Source organism: Flavobacterium niveum, from assembly GCF_055231775.1.
The window spans coordinates 774061-792699 of record NZ_JBUYSX010000001.1; the positions used below are offsets into that span (position 1 = coordinate 774061).

The 18639-nt window shown below is 45.1% G+C and carries 14 protein-coding genes; 10 read left to right on the plus strand and 4 right to left on the minus strand.

Annotated features, from left to right (window positions below):
- Window positions 1–2: 2 nt before the first annotated feature.
- Window positions 3–686 (minus strand): cell division ATP-binding protein FtsE, encoded by a 684-nt coding sequence (locus ACZIX4_RS03205; RefSeq protein WP_463334166.1) that lies wholly within the window; start codon window positions 684–686, stop codon window positions 3–5.
- A 272-nt stretch (window positions 687–958) separates the two neighbouring features.
- Between ACZIX4_RS03205 and ACZIX4_RS03210 the strand changes: the two genes are divergently transcribed.
- The 10 genes from ACZIX4_RS03210 to ACZIX4_RS03255 all read left to right on the plus strand — a co-directional run bounded on the left by ACZIX4_RS03210 (window position 959) and on the right by ACZIX4_RS03255 (window position 16668).
- Window positions 959–3973: a tetratricopeptide repeat protein gene (locus tag ACZIX4_RS03210; RefSeq protein ID WP_463334167.1), complete on the plus strand. Its 3015-nt coding sequence runs from the start codon at window positions 959–961 to the stop codon at window positions 3971–3973.
- A gap of 15 nt (window positions 3974–3988) precedes the next feature.
- Window positions 3989–5734: a porin family protein gene (locus ACZIX4_RS03215; RefSeq protein WP_463334168.1), complete on the plus strand. Its 1746-nt coding sequence runs from the start codon at window positions 3989–3991 to the stop codon at window positions 5732–5734.
- Window positions 5735–5902: 168 nt separating this feature from the next.
- Window positions 5903–6352 (plus strand): hypothetical protein, encoded by a 450-nt coding sequence (locus ACZIX4_RS03220; RefSeq protein WP_463334169.1) that lies wholly within the window; start codon window positions 5903–5905, stop codon window positions 6350–6352.
- A gap of 220 nt (window positions 6353–6572) precedes the next feature.
- The gene (gene asnB, locus ACZIX4_RS03225) at window positions 6573–8189 is read left to right on the plus strand and encodes an asparagine synthase B (RefSeq protein ID WP_463334170.1); all 1617 of its coding nucleotides are present in this window, start codon (window positions 6573–6575) and stop codon (window positions 8187–8189) included.
- Between the two features lie 229 nt (window positions 8190–8418).
- Entirely contained in the window at window positions 8419–10359 is a 1941-nt protein-coding gene (gene gyrB / locus ACZIX4_RS03230; RefSeq protein WP_463334171.1) for a DNA topoisomerase (ATP-hydrolyzing) subunit B, read from the plus strand.
- Entirely contained in the window at window positions 10340–11380 is a 1041-nt protein-coding gene (locus tag ACZIX4_RS03235) for a DUF6588 family protein (RefSeq protein ID WP_463334172.1), read from the plus strand. Before gyrB ends, ACZIX4_RS03235 begins: the two co-directional genes overlap by 20 nt.
- Window positions 11381–11559: 179 nt before the next feature.
- Window positions 11560–14520, plus strand: a complete 2961-nt coding sequence (secDF, locus tag ACZIX4_RS03240; protein WP_463334173.1) for a protein translocase subunit SecDF — start codon at window positions 11560–11562, stop codon at window positions 14518–14520.
- A 149-nt stretch (window positions 14521–14669) separates the two neighbouring features.
- Window positions 14670–15368 carry a MotA/TolQ/ExbB proton channel family protein gene (locus ACZIX4_RS03245; protein WP_463334174.1) on the plus strand — a complete coding sequence of 233 codons (699 nt, stop codon included), beginning with the start codon at window positions 14670–14672 and terminating at the stop codon, window positions 15366–15368.
- Entirely contained in the window at window positions 15365–15757 is a 393-nt protein-coding gene (locus ACZIX4_RS03250) for an ExbD/TolR family protein (RefSeq protein ID WP_463334175.1), read from the plus strand. Before ACZIX4_RS03245 ends, ACZIX4_RS03250 begins: the two co-directional genes overlap by 4 nt.
- A gap of 8 nt (window positions 15758–15765) precedes the next feature.
- Complete coding sequence (locus tag ACZIX4_RS03255; protein ID WP_463334176.1) at window positions 15766–16668, plus strand: energy transducer TonB family protein; 903 nt, start codon at window positions 15766–15768, stop codon at window positions 16666–16668.
- A gap of 84 nt (window positions 16669–16752) precedes the next feature.
- Here the strand turns inward: ACZIX4_RS03255 and ACZIX4_RS03260 are convergent, their stop codons facing one another.
- Genes ACZIX4_RS03260 through ACZIX4_RS03270 form a run of 3 tightly spaced genes read right to left on the minus strand, consistent with a single transcriptional unit; the run spans window position 16753 to window position 18634 of the window.
- Entirely contained in the window at window positions 16753–17103 is a 351-nt protein-coding gene (locus ACZIX4_RS03260) for a hypothetical protein (RefSeq protein WP_463334177.1), read from the minus strand.
- 38 nt (window positions 17104–17141) lie between these two features.
- Window positions 17142–17711: a cytochrome b/b6 domain-containing protein gene (locus ACZIX4_RS03265; protein WP_463334178.1), complete on the minus strand. Its 570-nt coding sequence runs from the start codon at window positions 17709–17711 to the stop codon at window positions 17142–17144.
- Between the two features lie 32 nt (window positions 17712–17743).
- Window positions 17744–18634 (minus strand): cation diffusion facilitator family transporter, encoded by an 891-nt coding sequence (locus tag ACZIX4_RS03270; RefSeq protein ID WP_463334179.1) that lies wholly within the window; start codon window positions 18632–18634, stop codon window positions 17744–17746.
- Window positions 18635–18639: the final 5 nt, after the last annotated feature.

Below are 18639 nucleotides of genomic sequence, written 5' to 3' on the forward strand. Positions count from 1 at the left end.
ATTTATACGGTACGCTGTACTACTTCAAACAGGGTACCTTCGTCGCACTTCAGGGTCTTAGCCGGGAACTTCATAATCAGGGCATAGTCGTGCGTAGCCATAATAATGGTTTTGCCCAGCTGGTTTATCTGGCGCAGCAGTTGCATCACCTCTACACTGGTTTGTGGATCCAGGTTACCGGTAGGCTCGTCGGCAAGTATAACCTCAGGGTCATTCAGCAAGGCACGGGCTACAGCGATACGCTGCTGCTCACCACCTGAAAGTTGGTGTGGCATTTTGCCCAGGGCCTGTTTCATGCCTACCTTGTCCAGCACTTCGGCTATTTTAACCTCCATTTCGGCTTTTTCTTTCCAGCCGGTGGCCTTCAGTACAAACAGCATGTTTTCGTGTACGTTACGGTCGGGCAGCAGCTTAAAGTCCTGGAAAATAATACCTATTTTCCTCCTCAGGTACGGTATGTCGCGCTCTTTCAGCTTGCCCAGTTCGTAATCCACAAATTCGCCTTCGCCCTTTTGCAGCTTCAGGTCGCCGTACAGGGTTTTCATAAGCGAACTCTTGCCTGTACCGGTTTTCCCGATGATGTATATAAACTCACCACGGTTTACATCCAGGTCAATATCGGTAAGCACCGCGTTGTTTTCCTGGTATATGGTTACGTTTTTTAGCGATAATATAGGCTGCGACATGGTGTTTTTTGTGTTTTGATGTGTAAAAGTAATAATAAACTGCCGTATTCAAAATTTATTTTGCTTTCGGCAGGCTTTGTAATATGGTTAATTTTGGGTTAAAGTTTCCCTTTAAACCTTAACGTGCACAGCAGGCTAAGTATTGTAAATGCGTTGCTTTAGCTGTGCAGATAAGTTTATTTGCATTGACAGCCCGCATACTAAAACCCAAAACCTGCCCGTTAGTTTATGTAAGAATTGGTATATTTGGAACCTACATAAAACACTAAACCATGCGCAGACTCCACAGGCTATTGCTGCTTTCTGTACCCCTTTCGGGGTTAAGCCTTTCGGCACAGCAGTCTACCATTTACACCCACCAGCTAAAGGACTTCGATAAGGCCGTCAGCCTTTACGACGACCAGCAGTTCCAGGCGGCACAAATCCTTTTTGAAAAGACAAAGCACGATAACGACGACACTGACATTCAGGCCGATTGTGCTTTTTACATAGCCGAGTGCGCCATAAAGCTGAACCAGAAAAATGCTGATGTACTGATGCAGGATTTTGTGGAAGGCTACCCGGTAAGCCCGCGCCAAAACCAGGCGTTTATAGATATGGCCGACTACCATTTTAACCACGGCAGTTACAAGCTTGCCATGGAATATTATGATAAGGTAGACGAAAGTAACATGTCTGCAACCGACAGGGAGCGTTACAACTTCCAGAAAGGGTACAGCTATTTTACCAACGGTGATAAAAAAGAGGCCGAGAAATACCTGCAAAAGGTAAAGGACTCTAAAAAATATGGCTCGCAGGCCAAATACTACCTGGGCTTTTTGGCCTATGAAGGCGACGATTACAAAAAAGCCAATGCTTATTTTGAGCAGGTGGACGACAAGGAGAAGTACAGCGAAAAGATGAGCTACTTCCAGGCGGATATGGCCTTTAAGGAAGGCAACTTTAAAAAAGCCATTGAAGTAGGCGTACCGCAATTGCCAAAGAGCGATGCTAACGAAAAAAGCCAGCTTTCGAAGATTATAGGCGAGAGTTATTTTAACCTTGGCCAATATGATAAAGCCATACCGTACCTTAAAGACTACAAAGGTGAAAAAGGCAAGTGGAGCAATACCGATTTCTACCAGCTTGGTTATGCATACTACAAGCAGGGCGATTATGAAAAGGCGATTACCGAATTCAACAAGATTGTAAGCGGTAACGATGCCATTGCCCAAAATGCGTATTACCATTTGGGCGAAAGCTACCTGAAAGTAGGGAAGAAGCAGGAAGCGCTGAACGCGTTTAAGAACGCCAGCGAAATGACCTTCGAACCGAAAATCCAGGAAGATGCTGCACTGAACTACGCCAAGCTGAGCTACGACATCGGTAACCCGTACCAGAGCGTACCGGAGGTATTGGGTGGTTTCATTGAAAAATATCCTGCCTCACCATTCAAAAAGGAAATACAGGAGCTGCAAATAGATTCGTATATAACGTCTAAAAACTATACTGAGGCGCTTTCGCTTTTGGAAAAGAACAAGTCGCCTGAGAACAGGGCGGCCTACCAGAAGGTGACCTTCTACCGTGGTATGGAACTGTATACCGATGGCGGTTACCAGCAGGCTTTGGCACTCTTTAAAAAGTCGATTGCTGAACCACGCGATCCGCGCATTACGGCACGTGCTACTTTTTGGCAGGGCGAAACCCAGTATGTGCTGGACCAATATAACGATGCACTGATAAGCTTTAAGCAGTTTGCAGGCAGTAGTGAAGCCAAGGCTACACCGGAATATAAGAACATCAACTACAACATTGCTTATACCTACTTTAAGCTGAAGGAATACGACCAGGCAGCCAAATACTTTGGCGATTATGTGGCCGGTGCGAAAGACGATAAACTAAGGTTGAACGACGCTTACCTGCGCCTTGGCGACAGCCAGTTTGTAAGCGGTAAGTACTGGCCGGCTATGGAAGCCTACAACAAAGCCATAGAAATGAACGGCATTGATGCCGATTATGCTTTGTTCCAAAAGGCGCTGAGCTACGGTTTTGTAGCGCGCAATGAGAAGAAAATAGAAGATCTTACCAGTTTTATAGCGCGTTTCCCGAAATCAAAATATGCAGATGATGCTTTGTATGAGCTGGGTAACACTTACGTTACCGAAAAGCAGAACACAAAAGCCATACAGTCTTACGACCGCCTGATCGCTGAATACAAAAACAGCAGCTATGTAAGCAAGGCACTGATGCGTGAGGCGCTTATCTACTACAACTCAGAACAGGATGAAAAAGCCCTGGATAAGTTTAAGGAAGTGGTAGCCAAGTTCCCGAATACGCCGGAATCAGTAGAGGCGGTACAAACGGCACGTAACATTTATGTAGACAACGGCCGTACCGATGAGTATGCTGCCTGGGTAAAAACACTTGACTTTGTGGATGTAACCGACAGCGACCTGGACAACACAGCCTTTGAAGCTGCCGAAAAGCAATACCTGCAAAACAATACCAAGCAGGCTATAGCATCGCTTAGCAGCTATGTGAGCAAGTTCCCTAATGGTGCTTCGGCACTTAAGGCTAACTTCTACCTGGCGCAGTCGTATTTTGCCGAAGGGCTGGAGAGCAACTCGGTGCCGCACTACGAGTATGTGATAGCTGCCCCGCGTAACGAATTTACAGAGCAGGCACTGGCTAGGCTGTCGCAGGTACACCTTAAAGCAGGCAACTGTGAAAAGGCCATCCCGGTACTGAAAAGGCTGGAAACCGAAGCCGACTATCCGCAGAACATCACCTTTGCGCAAAGCAACCTGATGAAGTGCTATTATGACAGTAAAGACTATGGCAATGCAGTGATTTATGCCGATAAGGTATTGGCAAATACCAAAACAGAAGACCGCGTAAAAAGCGATGCGCAGATTATAGTAGCGCGTTCGGCTATAAAAACCAATGATGAAGCCAAGGCACGTACAGCGTACGCCAAGCTACTTACCATAGCCAAAGGTGAGCTTGCTGCCGAAGCATTGTACTATGATGCTTACTTTAAAAACAAGGACGGCAAATACGAAGACAGTAACAAAGCGGTGCAGAAGTTAAGCAAGGACTATTCGGGTTACAAGTATTTCGGTGCCAAAGGGCTTATAGTTATGGCTAAGAACTTCTACGGGCTTAAGGACAGCTACCAGGCTACCTATATATTAGAAAGCGTGGTGAAGAATTTCACCTCGTTCCCTGATGTGGTGCAGGAAGCCCAGGCCGAGCTGGACAACATTAAAGGAAAAGAAGCGCAAAGGAACTCATCCATCAAAAACTAATTTCTACTATTCGCCATGAAGACACTATATAAAATAGCAATGCTTACTGCCTTCGCCGGTATACAGTCGGCTTTGGCACAGAAGAAGGATGAAAACATAGGTACGGAGGTGGTAAACGTGGTAAAGCCGTATACGCCCACCATATCTGATGCCTTTAAAGTGAAAGAGACTCCCGTTATAGAAGACGATGAGAATACCAAAAAAGAGGAAATAAAGTACAACATCTTTTCATACCCGGTGGCTTCTACGTTTTCACCGGCCAAAGGCCGTGCCGCTACGGTAGACCGTGAGGAGCGTAAAAAATACTTCAGCAACTACATTACCCTTGCTGCCGGTAACTATGGTACCATAAACGGCGAAGCGTTTGTAACCCATAACCTGGACGATACCCAGTACATAGGGGCGTTGCTAAGGCACCTGTCGTCGCAGGGAGGGATTAACGATGTGAAGCTTGATGATAACTTCAGTACTAATGGACTTGACCTTACCTATGGCAACCGCCAGAAGGAATATACATGGAAAACCGACATCGGTTACCAAAGGCAAGTGTACAACTGGTACGGGCTGGACTATACATCATTTGACGAAAGCCTTATTAATTCGATAGACCCGAAGCAGACCTATAATACGGTATATGCAGGCGCACAGTTTTCGGCGCGTAACAGTTTTTTTCATGAAGCGCAGATACAGTACAAGCGCTTTTGGGATGGCTTTGATTCTGCAGAGAACCGCTTTTTCATCACACCTGATTTTGATGTGAATATCGGTAAGGAGAAAGTAAAGGTGGGTATCGTGGCCGACTATGTGGGTGGTGATTTTACACAGGATTACAGTGGTGTAACCGATTTGAGCTATTCTGTATTCAACCTGGGTATACAGCCGAGTATACTATACCAGCGTGCTGATACTTCGGTGCAGTTTGGTGCCGGGGTGTTTTACAGCATGGGCAAACAGAACGGTGCCAGCGATAACAAGTTCTTTATTTATCCAAAGATAAAAGCATCGCACAAACTGGTGGGCGACCTGATGGTGGTGTACGCCGGCGCTGAAGGCGGGCTGAAACAAAACTCGTATGCCGATTTTGTGGGCCAAAACCCGTTTGTATCGCCTACGTTAACGCCAATCACGCCTACAAACCAGCAGTACGACCTGTACCTGGGCTTAAAAGGTAAGCTTGCCAGCCCGGTTAGCTATAACATAAGGGCATCGTATCTTAGTGAAGATGACAAGGCGTTTTTCCTCTCGAATAACCAACTTGGGCTTGCCCCGGCTGCCGATTATTTTGGCTACCAGTATGGCAATTCGTTTGGGCTTGTATACAGCAACCTGAAAACATTCAGCTTCTTTGGTGAACTGAAGGCTGATTTTTCTAATACGGTTACGGCGGGTATTAACGGAACCTACTATGGCTATAGCACTGACCTTGCGGAAGCATGGAACCTGCCATCGATAAAAGTAGGCGCTACCCTTGATATTGACATCAATGAAAAATGGAATGCGGGTACCAACCTGTTCTTTGTTGGCGACAGGAAAGACTTACTGGTAACCGGTATGTCGGAAACGTCTGACCCGATACAGGAAGTAATTACCCTAAAAAGCTATTTTGATGCCAATGCCCATGTAAGCTATAAGTACAGCGACCGCCTTACCGGTTTTGTAAAGCTGAACAACATAGCGAACCAAAACTACCAGAGGTGGATGAACTATCCGGTACAGGGATTCCAGTTTATGCTGGGGGCAACGTATAAGTTTAATTTGTAAGATTGAAATATTGAATGATTTAAAGATTTTTTAGATTTAATGATTGAAAAATTCAGTTTCAATAATAGATTAAGATTCTTCATTTGTAGCTTAGGCTTATAATGAAGAATCTTTTTTACTTTTACATCCGCCCAAAATCTTTCAATTTTTCAATCATTAAATCTTTCAATGGAATTAAAACACAAGATACTCTCATACTACAAACAGCAGGTAGAGGACAAGCTCGATGCTTTCCGCGATATGGTTGCATCCTTAACCGAAGGCGCCGCTAATGATGCCAAAGGATCGGCAGGGGATAAACACGAAACTGCCCTGAGCATGATGCACATTGAGCAGGAAAAACTCAACCATAAAATAGCGGAGTTCTTAGAGCAGAAAGCCGTACTCGATAAAATAAACCCGGATGTTGTAAACGATAGGGTAGTGCTGGGCAGCCTGGTAAAGGCCAATACGCACCACCTGTTTGTAAGCACGGCTTTGCCAAAAATTACGGTAGAGGGTGTTACGGTAATAGCGCTCTCGCCACAGTCACCGCTGGGTACTGCCATGCTGGGCAAAGGGGATGGCGATACATTTGAGGTAAACGGTACCAGATACACCATAGAATATATACAATAAACAAAGCCATCCTTCGGGGTGGTTTTTTTATGGATTGTAATTTGGTGGTGCCGTAAAAGCCTACTTTGCTTATAGATTAATGTAATATTGGGCTGTAAAGTTTAAAATGTAAACAAGATAATGTTTTAGTGTTTTAAAATTTAAACCTAAAGTGCAACTTTGTCTTGTTGAAATAAACCAAATATTGGTTTTTAACATGGAACTTTAACAGACGAGGAGTATGTGCGGAATATTAGCAATTATAGGAAAAGGAAAAGACGAAGCGCTGGTAAAGCAGTTATCTAAAAGGATGTCGCACCGCGGGCCGGATGAAAGTGATTTGCATGTAACGGAGAAAGGCTATATCCTGAGCCATGAGCGCCTTTCTATCATCGACCTTAATACCGGCAAGCAGCCGATACAGGGTACAAAAGATGCATGGATGGTGCACAACGGCGAGATATACAACCACAAGGCGCTGCGTGCCAATGAGCTGAAAGGGCATACGTTCCGCACTACATCCGATTCTGAGGTTATCGTTCACCTGTATGAAGAGTTTGGATATGATTTTTGCCACCTGCTTGATGGTATCTTTGGGTTTGTGGTGATTGACGGTGACGATTTCATTGCAGGCCGCGACCCGCTGGGTGTAAAGCCGCTGTACTACGGTATAGACGATCGTGGAAGGATGTATTTCTCCAGCGAAATGAAGTCGATTGCCGACCAGTGCCAAACGTTTTCAACCTTCCCTCCGGGACATTATTATACGCCGAAGACTGGCTTTGTAAAATACTACAAGCCGCAGTGGGAGGATATAACCAAAGCGGTGGAGCCGGTAGAATACGCCGCCATCCGCGAAACGCTTACACAAGCGGTAGAGAAAAGGCTGATGAGTGATGTGCCTATTGGGGTGCTGCTTTCGGGAGGGCTTGATTCTTCGCTTACGTCGTCTATCGCGGCGAGGGCCATGAAGAAGATGGGCAAACCGCTGCATTCGTTCTCTATAGGGCTTGATGCCGCTGCACCCGATGCTGTTGCAGCACGTGCCGTGGCCGAGTTCCTGGGTACAGAACACCATGAGGTGCACTTTACCATAGAGCAGGGTATAGAGATACTGGATAAGCTTATCTGGCACCTGGAAACGTATGATGTTACGTCGGTGCGTGCCAGTACGCCTATGTACTTCCTTAGTAAGGCCATTACCGAAAGGGGCATTAAGGTAGTGCTGAGCGGCGAGGGCGCTGACGAGATATTTGGCGGTTACCTGTATTTCCGCAATGCGCCTTCGGCAGAAGATTTCCAGCGCGAAACCATGGACAGGGTACAGAAGCTGTTTACAGCCGACCTGCTGCGTGCGGATAAAAGCACTATGGCACACGGGCTTGAAGCAAGGGTCCCGTTCCTGGACAAGAAGTTCCTGGAGCTTGCCATAAAGATTAAACCGGAAGAAAAACAGCCAAAGACGTACGATGGCGTTGAAAAATATATTTTAAGAAAAGCATTTGATACCCCTGAACAGCCTTATTTGCCCGATAGTGTACTGTGGAGGCAGAAGGAACAGTTTAGCGATGGGGTAGGGTATAACTGGATAGACACACTTATAGAATACTGCTCAAGCCAGGTAACGGATGAGGAAATGGAAACTGCCGCTGAGCGTTTCCCGTACAACACCCCGGCTACCAAGGAGGCGTATTTTTACAGGAGTGTGTTCCACAAGCATTTCCCGCAGGTGAGCGCTGCGCAAACTGTGAGGAAATGGATACCGAAGTGGCAGGCGAACACCGACCCGAGTGGCCGTGCCAATGCCGCACACGTACAAGCCGATACTGCCATAGCGCAACAGAAGATAGTAGTTTAATTTCAGGTTTTTGGAATTTAGTTTGTTTGTTTGTGGAGGCGCCCCGCTGTGAAGCTGGGGCGCCCTTTTTTTGTAATTGGGCAAACATTGAATTTTATGTAGTAAAACCGTATTTTTTAATAAATTGTTAATAACTTAAAAGCTAATTAGAAGCGATTTGTAGCATTATCTCTTGCGTTTCCTTATATTTGTTCGTTAAACTGAAAATATAGTTAAGGACATACTTTTTATGAGCGAAGAAGCAAAGAAAAACAATTATTCGGCAGACAGTATCCAGGCCCTTGAAGGGATGGAACACGTAAGGATGCGTCCGTCAATGTATATTGGAGATGTTGGTCCGCGCGGTCTTCACCACCTTGTGTATGAGGTTGTAGATAACTCTATAGATGAGGCGCTTGCCGGTTATTGTGATACTATTTCCGTTACAATAAATGAAGACAATTCCGTTACTGTAGAAGATAACGGCCGTGGCATACCGGTAGATATGCATAAAAAAGAAGGCGTATCTGCACTTGAGGTTGTAATGACCAAAATTGGTGCCGGTGGTAAATTCGATAAAGACTCGTATAAAGTATCGGGTGGTCTTCACGGTGTGGGTGTATCGGTAGTAAATGCACTGTCTGACCACATGCATTCTACAGTTTTCCGCGATGGTAAAGTGTACGAGCAGGAGTATGAAAAAGGTAAATCCATTTATCCGGTAAGGCAGATAGGCGAAACCGATAAAAGGGGTACTACACAAACCTTTAAGCCGGACGGCACTATCTTTACCCAAACCTTAGAGTATTCTTATGATACGCTTGCAGCACGTATGCGCGAGCTTTCATACCTTAATAAAGGTATCAGCATAACACTTACTGATAAGCGCGAGGTAAAAGAAGACGGTTCTTTCCTTTCTGAAACTTTCCATTCTCAGGAAGGCCTTAAGGAGTTTGTTAAGTTCCTGGACGGTAACCGCGAGCCTATCATTGCCCATGTAATAAGCATGGAGAGTGATAAAGGCGAAATTCCGGTAGAAGTGGCGCTTATATACAACACCAGCTACAGCGAGAATATATTCTCTTACGTAAATAACATTAACACGCATGAAGGAGGTACGCACCTTTCGGGTTTCCGTAGGGGGCTTACCAATACCCTTAAAAAATATGCCGATAACTCAGGCCTGCTTGAGAAACTGAAATTCGAGATTTCGGGTGATGACTTCCGTGAAGGCTTAACGGCGATTATTTCTGTTAAGGTGGCCGAACCTCAGTTTGAGGGGCAGACCAAAACCAAGCTGGGTAACCGCGAGGTTGTAGCTCCTGTGAGTCAGGCAGTAAGCGAAATGCTGGAAAACTACCTTGAAGAAAATCCTAACGATGCACGTACCATAGTACAAAAGGTTATCCTTGCGGCACAAGCGCGCCATGCGGCTAAAAAAGCCCGCGAAATGGTACAGCGTAAAACCGTAATGGGTGGTGGCGGACTTCCGGGTAAGCTGAGCGACTGTTCTGAACAGGATCCTGCAAAATGTGAGGTATTCCTTGTAGAGGGTGACTCGGCGGGCGGTACAGCAAAACAGGGCCGCGACAGGGCATTCCAGGCGATTATGCCGCTAAGGGGTAAAATCCTTAACGTGGAAAAAGCCATGCACCATAAGGTTTTTGAAAACGAGGAGATACGCAACATATTTACTGCACTTGGTGTAACTATAGGTACTGCCGAAGACAGCAAAGCGCTGAATCTTGATAAACTTCGTTACCATAAAGTAGTAATTATGTGTGACGCCGACGTAGACGGTAGCCACATCAGTACGCTGATACTTACGTTCTTCTTCCGCTTTATGAAAGAGCTTATAGAAAACGGACACGTATATATAGCTACACCGCCGCTTTACCTTGTTAAGAAAGGTAATAAAAAGGAGTATGCATGGACGGAAGCACAACGCGACGATGCCAATGAGCGCATGGGCGGTGGTGCTGCCATACAACGATACAAAGGTCTTGGTGAGATGAATGCCGAGCAGCTTTGGGAAACAACAATGAATCCGGAATATCGTACCCTACGCCAGGTAAGCATTGACAGCCTGGCTGAGGCCGACAGGATTTTCTCTATGTTAATGGGAGATGAGGTGCCGCCAAGGCGTGAATTTATTGAGAAAAATGCCGCTTATGCAAAGATTGATGCGTAAGCCTGATTTAAAAATATATAAATTACTTGCCGCAGGCCTGATGCTTTGTTCAGGTCCTGCGGCATTTTCACAAACCGACCCCGCACAAATCGTAGAGCAGATAAATTATCTTATAGATGATGCCATGCTGTTTTCTGATAAGTACGTAACCCCGGCTACTGATGCTGCCGTATACCAGGCTTCATCGGGCTGGATTTCTTCCCCAAAAAAAACAGAATTATGGGATGTGTCCTTCGGGCTGCATGCTAATGTATTTGTTACCCCGCACAAGGATCGCAGCTTTGTAATAAAGAACAGCGATTTTACCTTCTTCCAGCTTGAAGAAGGTACATCGGCAGAGGTGCCTACGGCGTTGGGTAACGACAACCAGGTATACCTTACCGGGCAGCTTGGCGACAGCGAGGTACGCCTTGAAACCCCGCAGGGTATGGATATGAATGTAGTGGCCTACCCATATTTGCAGGGTTCTGTAGGGTTGCCCTTTGGTACTGAGCTTGTGGTGAAATACTCTACACGGGTAAAGCTGAAAAAAAGCGAATACCAGGTGTATGGGGTAGGGTTGAAGTATAATTTCAGCCAGTATTTTGAATCGCTTAACAGGCAAAAGATAAACCTTGGGGTGCTTGCCGGCTATGGCAGGGAAGACGTGTCATTTGGTTTCCTTGATGTAAAGACTGATTTTGGTACACTGGGCATCAATACTATTAACGGTAGTGTAGATACGTGGCAGTTCCAGCTGAGTGGTTCGCAGGAATTTGGCAAACTGGAGTTCATGGCCAGCTTTATTACCAATGTAAGCGACGTAAAATACAACGTTAGCGGTCCTACGGGCAGCATAGAAGAAATCATACCGTTACAGAAAGTGCTTAACCAAAGGCTGCACCAGATTTATAAAACACGTACCAATTATATAGGAGAGGTAGCCGCGAAATATAATTTCGGGCATTTTGACCTTCAGGCTATTGCGGCATTTGGCAAGTTTGTAAATGCAAATGTGTCGCTGCACTACCTTATCAATTAAAAAATAACAGCTTTTGCATGGCTGATATACATGCAGCAGGTAACATAGGGCACAGAATAGAAGGGCTGCAACAACAGCCCTTTTTTTTATGATATAATTTGCAAATAAATTGGTTTAATATTTTTGAAATTATATATTTGCTCGTTTTTTAAAAAATGGAATAATTAATTTAAGTAATAATGCAGAATAAGGGACTCGTACAATTTTTCGCAATCCTTTTGGGGTTAGTATGTATTTACCAGCTTTCCTTCACGTTTGTATCAAACAACATCCAGGCAGAAGCCAAGGCTGTTGCCAAAGGTGATGCAGGTAAGGAAGTGGCCTACCTGAATTCAATTAAGGATTCAGTAGTGTATCTTGGTTACACATACGACGAAGTAAGGGATAAACAAATCAACAAAGGTCTGGACCTTGAAGGTGGTATCAACGTAATGCTTGAAATCTCTGTAAAGGACATCCTTAAAACCCTTTCAAACCACTCTCAGAACATCGTTTTCAACAAAGCGCTGGACAGGGCTGTTAAAGAAAGGCAAGGTAACCAGAGCTATCTTGATGCTTTTTTCATAGCGTTCCAGAAAGAGTCTAACGGAACCGTAAAACTGGCCTCGCCTGAAATATTTGCCAACAAGGTAATGGGTGAGGAGATAAACACAGCTATGACTGATGACGAAGTTCAGAAAGTTGTAGCTAAAAAAGTAAGTAAGTCAATAGACAGTGCCTTCGGCGTACTTGCCGAGCGTATCGATAAATTCGGTGTGGTACAGCCAAACATACAAAGGCTTGGTGAAACCGGCCGTATCATGGTAGAGTTACCGGGCGCTAAAGATATAGACCGTGTAAAAAAACTACTTCAAAGTACTGCACAGCTTGAGTTTTGGGAAACCTTTACCATGCAGGACCTACAGGGCTTTTTTGTAAGTGCAAACGAAGCGCTTAAAAAGACCGAGAAAGTAGCAGCTACAGAAACTGCTGAAACCAAGAACGACTCACTGTCTAAACTTCTTGGCAGCAAAGACACTGCTGCTCCTGCAAAAGGTACAAACCCACTAATTGAAAAAATACAGTTTTCACAAGGTGGCCCTGTACTGGGTATGGTGTCTGTAAAAGATACTGCTAAAGTAAGGGAATACCTTAACAGGCCAGATATCCGCAGCCTGCTGCCTGCCGATGCACGTTTTGCACGTTTTGTATTCGGTAAGGAAGATGTGAAAAAAGCAAAAGGTATCCTTGAGCTTTATGCCCTTAAAGGCAACAAAGAAAACATAGCACCGCTGGGTGGTAACGTAATTACCGGCGCCAGCGATACCTTTGACCAAAGCGGTAAGCCTGCTGTATCTATGACCATGAACGTTCGTGGTGCACAGAAGTGGGAAGAAATGACCGGTAAGGCATACAGGGAGCAGGGGTATATAGCTATTGCGCTGGACGATGTGGTATATTCTGCACCGGGTGTTACAACAGGCCCTATTTCGGGTGGTAACTCACAAATTTCGGGTGCTTTTGATGTAACTGAAACAAAAGACTTAGCAAACATTCTACGTGCAGGTCAGCTACCGGCTGCTGCCGAGATTGTACAATCTGAGATCGTAGGTCCGTCACTGGGCCAGGAAGCTATAGATAACGGTATCAACTCGTCTATCGCGGGTCTTCTTATCGTATCACTTTGGATGCTTGTATACTACGGCCGTGCCGGTTGGTTCGCTAACGCTGCACTTGTTGTAAACGTACTGTTCCTGTTTGGCTGTCTTGCCAGCTTTGGTGCTGTACTTACACTTCCTGGTATTGCAGGTATCGTACTTACCATAGGTACTGCGGTGGATGCTAACATCATTATCTATGAGCGTGCCAAAGAAGAAATCCGTCATGGTAAATCGCTTGAAGAAGCTGTAAAAACTTCGTTCAGCTGGAGGGGTGCCATGTCGTCAATCATTGATGCTAACGTTACGCACGTTATTACAGGTTTGGTACTGTTCATTTTCGGTACAGGCCCGGTACGTGGTTTCGCTACTACACTATTAATAGGTATCTTCACATCGCTGTTCACATCGATATTCATTACAAGGATGTTCCTTGACCACTATGTGAAAAAAGGTAAAGAGCTAACGTTTGTAACCGGCCTTTCTAAAAACTGGTTTACTAACTTCCACTTTGATTTCCTTGGTGCCAAGAAAATTACGTACATCTTCTCATCTGCGGTAGTTATCCTTAGCTGCGTGTCATTCTACTTCAACGGCCTTGACCAGGGTATTGACTTTGCAGGTGGACGTACATTCCAGGTGAAATTTGAGAAATCAGTTCCTACAGAGCAAATCAAAGAAGAACTGAGTGCAGAAAATGTATTTGACGATAACGTAGACGTTAAAGTATTCGGTAACGATACACAGCTTCGTATTACTACTAAATATAAAGTAGACGAAAACACTGAAGCTGCTGATAAAGACGTAAACAACAAACTATACGAGTCGCTTAAGAAATATTACTCTAACAATATTACTTACGACCAGTTTGTAAACACAAGCGGAGGTAAATCACTTGGTGTGCTTCAGGCAACTAAAGTGGGTGCTACCGTAGCAGACGACATTAAGACTAACTCTTACTGGGCAGTTCTTGGGTCAATGGCTATTGTGTTTATCTACCTTATGGTGAGTTTCCGTAAGTGGCAGTACAGCCTTGGTGCTATCGCTGCTGTGGCGCACGACGTTATCTTTGTACTGGGCCTTTACTCGGCGCTATACAAAATAATGCCGTTCCACATGGAAATGGACCAGCACTTTATCGCTGCTATCCTTACAGTTATCGGTTACTCTATGAACGATACCGTAATTGTATTCGACAGGATACGTGAGTACCTTGCAGGTAGTGAAAAAGGTTCGTTTAAGCATATTGTAAACGCGTCTATCAACACTACCATGTCACGTACGGTAAACACTTCGCTAACCATGATCCTTGTACTCAGTATCATGTTTATCTTCGGTGGCGATACCATCCGTGGTTTCGTATTTGCAATGCTTGTAGGTATTATTGTAGGTACATACTCATCGCTGTTCATTGCAACACCGGTACTTGTAGATACAGTATCTAAGGCAGACAAGGATGCTATCGAAAAAAGGCATAACGAGTCAGCAGAAGAAGTAGCTTAATTAAGACATTTCTGTTAAAATAAATGAAACCTGCTTATGCAAATAAGCAGGTTTTTTATTTATTTGCATACGTAAAAAAAAATATAGCCGTTATATTGTTATAAAAAGGCATAGTTTTAGAAGGATTACATAAAACCAAAACATTGGACATGACAAACCTAATTTTTTTATTGCAGGATACGATACCTGCTGCCGTTGTAGACAGCACTGCTGTAGCGCCTGCTGCACCCGAGGAAATAAAAGTATTTTCACTATTGATGAAAGGTGGGGTAATGGTGGTACCCATCCTGCTGCTTTTGTTTTTTACAATTTATGTAATCATAGAAAGGGCTTTGTATATAAGCAAAGCTGCCCGCGATAGCGACAGGCTTATAGACGAAGTACGTATGCACCTTACAACAGGCAAGGTAGAAAATGCCCAAATGGTGGCCGCAAGGGCCGGCAGTGCTGCCGGTAACATACTGGAAAGCGGTATATCGCTTATAGGGCGCCCGCTAAGCGAAATTGAAGGCATGATGGAGAAGCAGACCAATGTGGAAATTGGCCTTATGGAAAAGAAACTTGGCTGGCTGGGGCTTGTATCGGGTATTGCACCCATACTTGGTTTTATCGGTACCATATCGGGGGTTATCAAGATATTCTATACCATTTCGGTTACAGAGAACATCAGTATCGGTTCCATTTCCGAAGGTCTTTACGAAAAGATGATCAGTTCGGGCTTGGGGCTTATCGTAGGTGTAATAGCCTATTCTGGCTACCATTTCTTTAACATGACTATAGACAGTTTTGGCCTGCGTGTACAAAAGGCCGTTATAAAATTTGTAAACATAATAACTGTAGGTAAATGAGAGTAAGGAGAAACAAACGCTTCCATGCAGAAATCGCAGCCAGTGCGCTTAGCGATATCATGTTCTTTTTGCTGCTGTTCTTCCTTATCATTTCTACCCTGGCTAACCCCAATGTTATTGACCTGAACCTGCCTAAGGCCGAGTCTAATAAAACTACCGATAAGGCGCACGTTACCATATCTGTAACGCCCGATAAAAAGTATTTTATAGACAAGGAACAGGTAGCGCTGGAAGAGCTGGAGGGCGCGCTTATGGCCAAGCTGGGTACTACCAAAGACAACGTAGTGATAGTAAGGCTGCCAAAAGAACTGCAGGTGCAGGATATGGTAGATATATTGCAGATAGGGCAGAGGAACAAGCTTAAGTTTTCTATCGCCACAACTAAATAATAAAGGCTATGTCAGTAAAGTTAAATCAGGACGAGAAGATTTCGCTTGCCATTACATCGGGCATATTCCTGTTGGTAATGCTGGCGTTGTTCCTCTTTAAATATTCCGAGAAATCAGACCTGGCCGACCTTGAAGGTGGTGGCGGGGGTGGCGGTGTTACTGTTAACTTCGGCGACAGTGATGTGGGTTCGGGGGCTGACTTCCGTAGTGAAGTACTCGACGTAAGCCAGAAAACACAGCGTACGCCGGCAGCAACGCCTGATGAAGAGGAAATTGTAGCCAGCGACCTTGACGATGCCCCGGCAATAGTAAATACAAAACCGGTGAAGAAAACGCCTAAGAAGGAAGATACCAAGCCAAAACCGGAGCCTGTGAAGACCCCGAAACCGTCTAAGGCTACAAATGATGCACTTTCGAGTTTATTAAATGGCAGCAACAGCGGTGGTGACGGAGACGATGCACAGGGCGGTAATAAGGGCCAGCTGAACGGCGACCGTAACAGTAATGGCTACTATGGTAGTGGCGGTAGCGGTGGTGGTACCGGAGGCGGAAATGGCTCGGGTAATGGAACCGGTACTGGCCCGGGCAGCGGAAGCGGCAGTGGCGGCGGTAACGGTGCCGGTGTGGGTACGGGTAATGGTAATTACAAGCTGGCCGGACGTAAGGTGCTTACCAAGCCTGCACCACGTTATACCTGTAACGAGCAGGGTACTGTAGTGGTAGAAATATCTGTGGATAAAGACGGACGTGTAATTTCGGCGAGTCCGGGGGCAAGGGGTACTACCAATGCCGCCAAATGCCTTTTGGACCAGGCAAAAATTGCAGCGATGAATACGAAGTTTGATTCCAGCAATTCCGCACCGGAAAAGCAGGTGGGTACCATAGTGTACAAGTTTACGCTTACCGAATAGCATTTATACAGCATAAAGTAAAACCCCGAAAACCTTAGGTTTTCGGGGTTTTACTTTTTAAGCCATTGTCTAGACTGTAAGATGTTATTTTTTCCTGCCTCTGGGTGCTGTTTTTTTGACCTCTACGGGCGCATTACGGAACACACTACCCTTGTAGTCCTTTAAAGGTTCGCGGTTGCGGTAGCGCTCTATATCTTCCCAGGTAGCACACTTTTCGTTATAACTTTCACCATCCACAATTACAGGCAACGTCACGGTTTCTACACCGCTAAGGTCTTCACCAAGGTATTCGGCAGCATCGTCTATCGCGTAAAACCATTCGCGGTCAAACTGCACTTTGCGTACAGCAGCATCTTTGCGCATCAGGGCTTCGGTAATCTTTTTCATATCGGTAAAAATAGCAAAAACCAAAGATACGGCGCATTGTACTGCCATACTTTGGTTTTAGTAAAGGTTTATTTAAAAATAACAGCTTATTTATCGCCGCTAATCATTTTAGAAATGATGCCACGTTCTTTACCGGTTTCAGCAATAAGCACCCCGGCTGTGTGTATCACTATAAAGGCTATCATGTAAAAAGTACCCTTTTTATGAAGTTCTTCCATAGGTTCGTGTAAACTATGTGGGCCAAACTCCATAAGCAACGCTGAAACCAGCGATATACCCAGCAATACATAAAATATGATATACACCCATGATTTTAGTTTATCGCTGCCGCTAACCCCTTTTTTTAGCGGATTAGGAAATGCAGCACCCTGGGTGAAGGTGATTATAAGACGGATGATAAACAGCCCCAATATTACGTAACCGGCCAGGTCATGGGTTTCCCACATGGGGCGGCGTATGGTACCGGCTATACCACGGGCGGTATCTTCGTCTACCGTAATGCTTTTTTCGGCAAGGCCATGCTGTATAGTTTGCGCCATACCGCCTTTGTTCATCCAGCCAATTCGCAGTAATACCGTAAGCATAAGGTATAAAAATGTAAATGCTATAGCCCAGTGGATAATCCTGTTTACAAGGGTAAATCTTTTGTCGTTCATTTTAATGTATTTGTTTTTAAGGTTTGGTGTACTCAGTCAGTATGCCCGTCGGGCTCTATATGTATGTGAATATAGGCAAATTGCGGTAATATTTCCTGTATGTGGTCTTTAACGGCATGTGCTATGTCATGCCCCTGTTCTACCGTAAGGTCTTTATTCACCCAAACGTGCATATCGGCGTGGTTCATAATACCCATTTTGCGGATATGTACCTTTTGTACAAAAACCACACCGGCTACTTCGCCTGCCAGTTCTTTTACGCGTTCTATTAACTCAGGCTGCAGGTTTTCATCCAATAGCTCACCTATGGCAGGGCGGGCTATAAGCCAGGCATTTATCACGATGATAATAGCTGCTATTAATGCTGCCCAGTCATCGGCTACTTCATATCCGGGGCCGCCCAGTATACCTATAGTAATCCCTATAAATGCTGCACCGCTGCTTATTGCATCACTACGGTGGTGAAAGGCATCGGCCTTCACTGCTCCGCTGTTAATCTCCTCACCGGTTTTCAGTACGTAACGGTACAGCACCTCTTTGGTGACAATCACTGCGGCAAGTATTATCAGCGTAAATGCTTTTGGGGCTTTGTGCGGTGTTCGGATGTTGTGCAGGCTATCTACCGTAATAAGCGCCGCCGCACCACAAAGCGCCAGGGCTATGCCAAGTGCTATCAGTGCCTCGGCCTTACCGTGCCCGTAAGGATGTTCCTTGTCGGCAGGTTTTCCGCTCCATTTTAGCCCTACATAGAGTAATCCGCTGGTTACAATATCGGTAAGGCTTTCTATGGCATCGGCTATAAGCGCATAAGAGTTGCCAAAAATACCGCCCAGCGCCTTAGCCACAGCAAGTATACTGCTCACTACTATACCTGTTAAGGTGGTTTTTAGCCCGGCGTCGTATGCTTCGGTTGTTTGTTTCATTACAG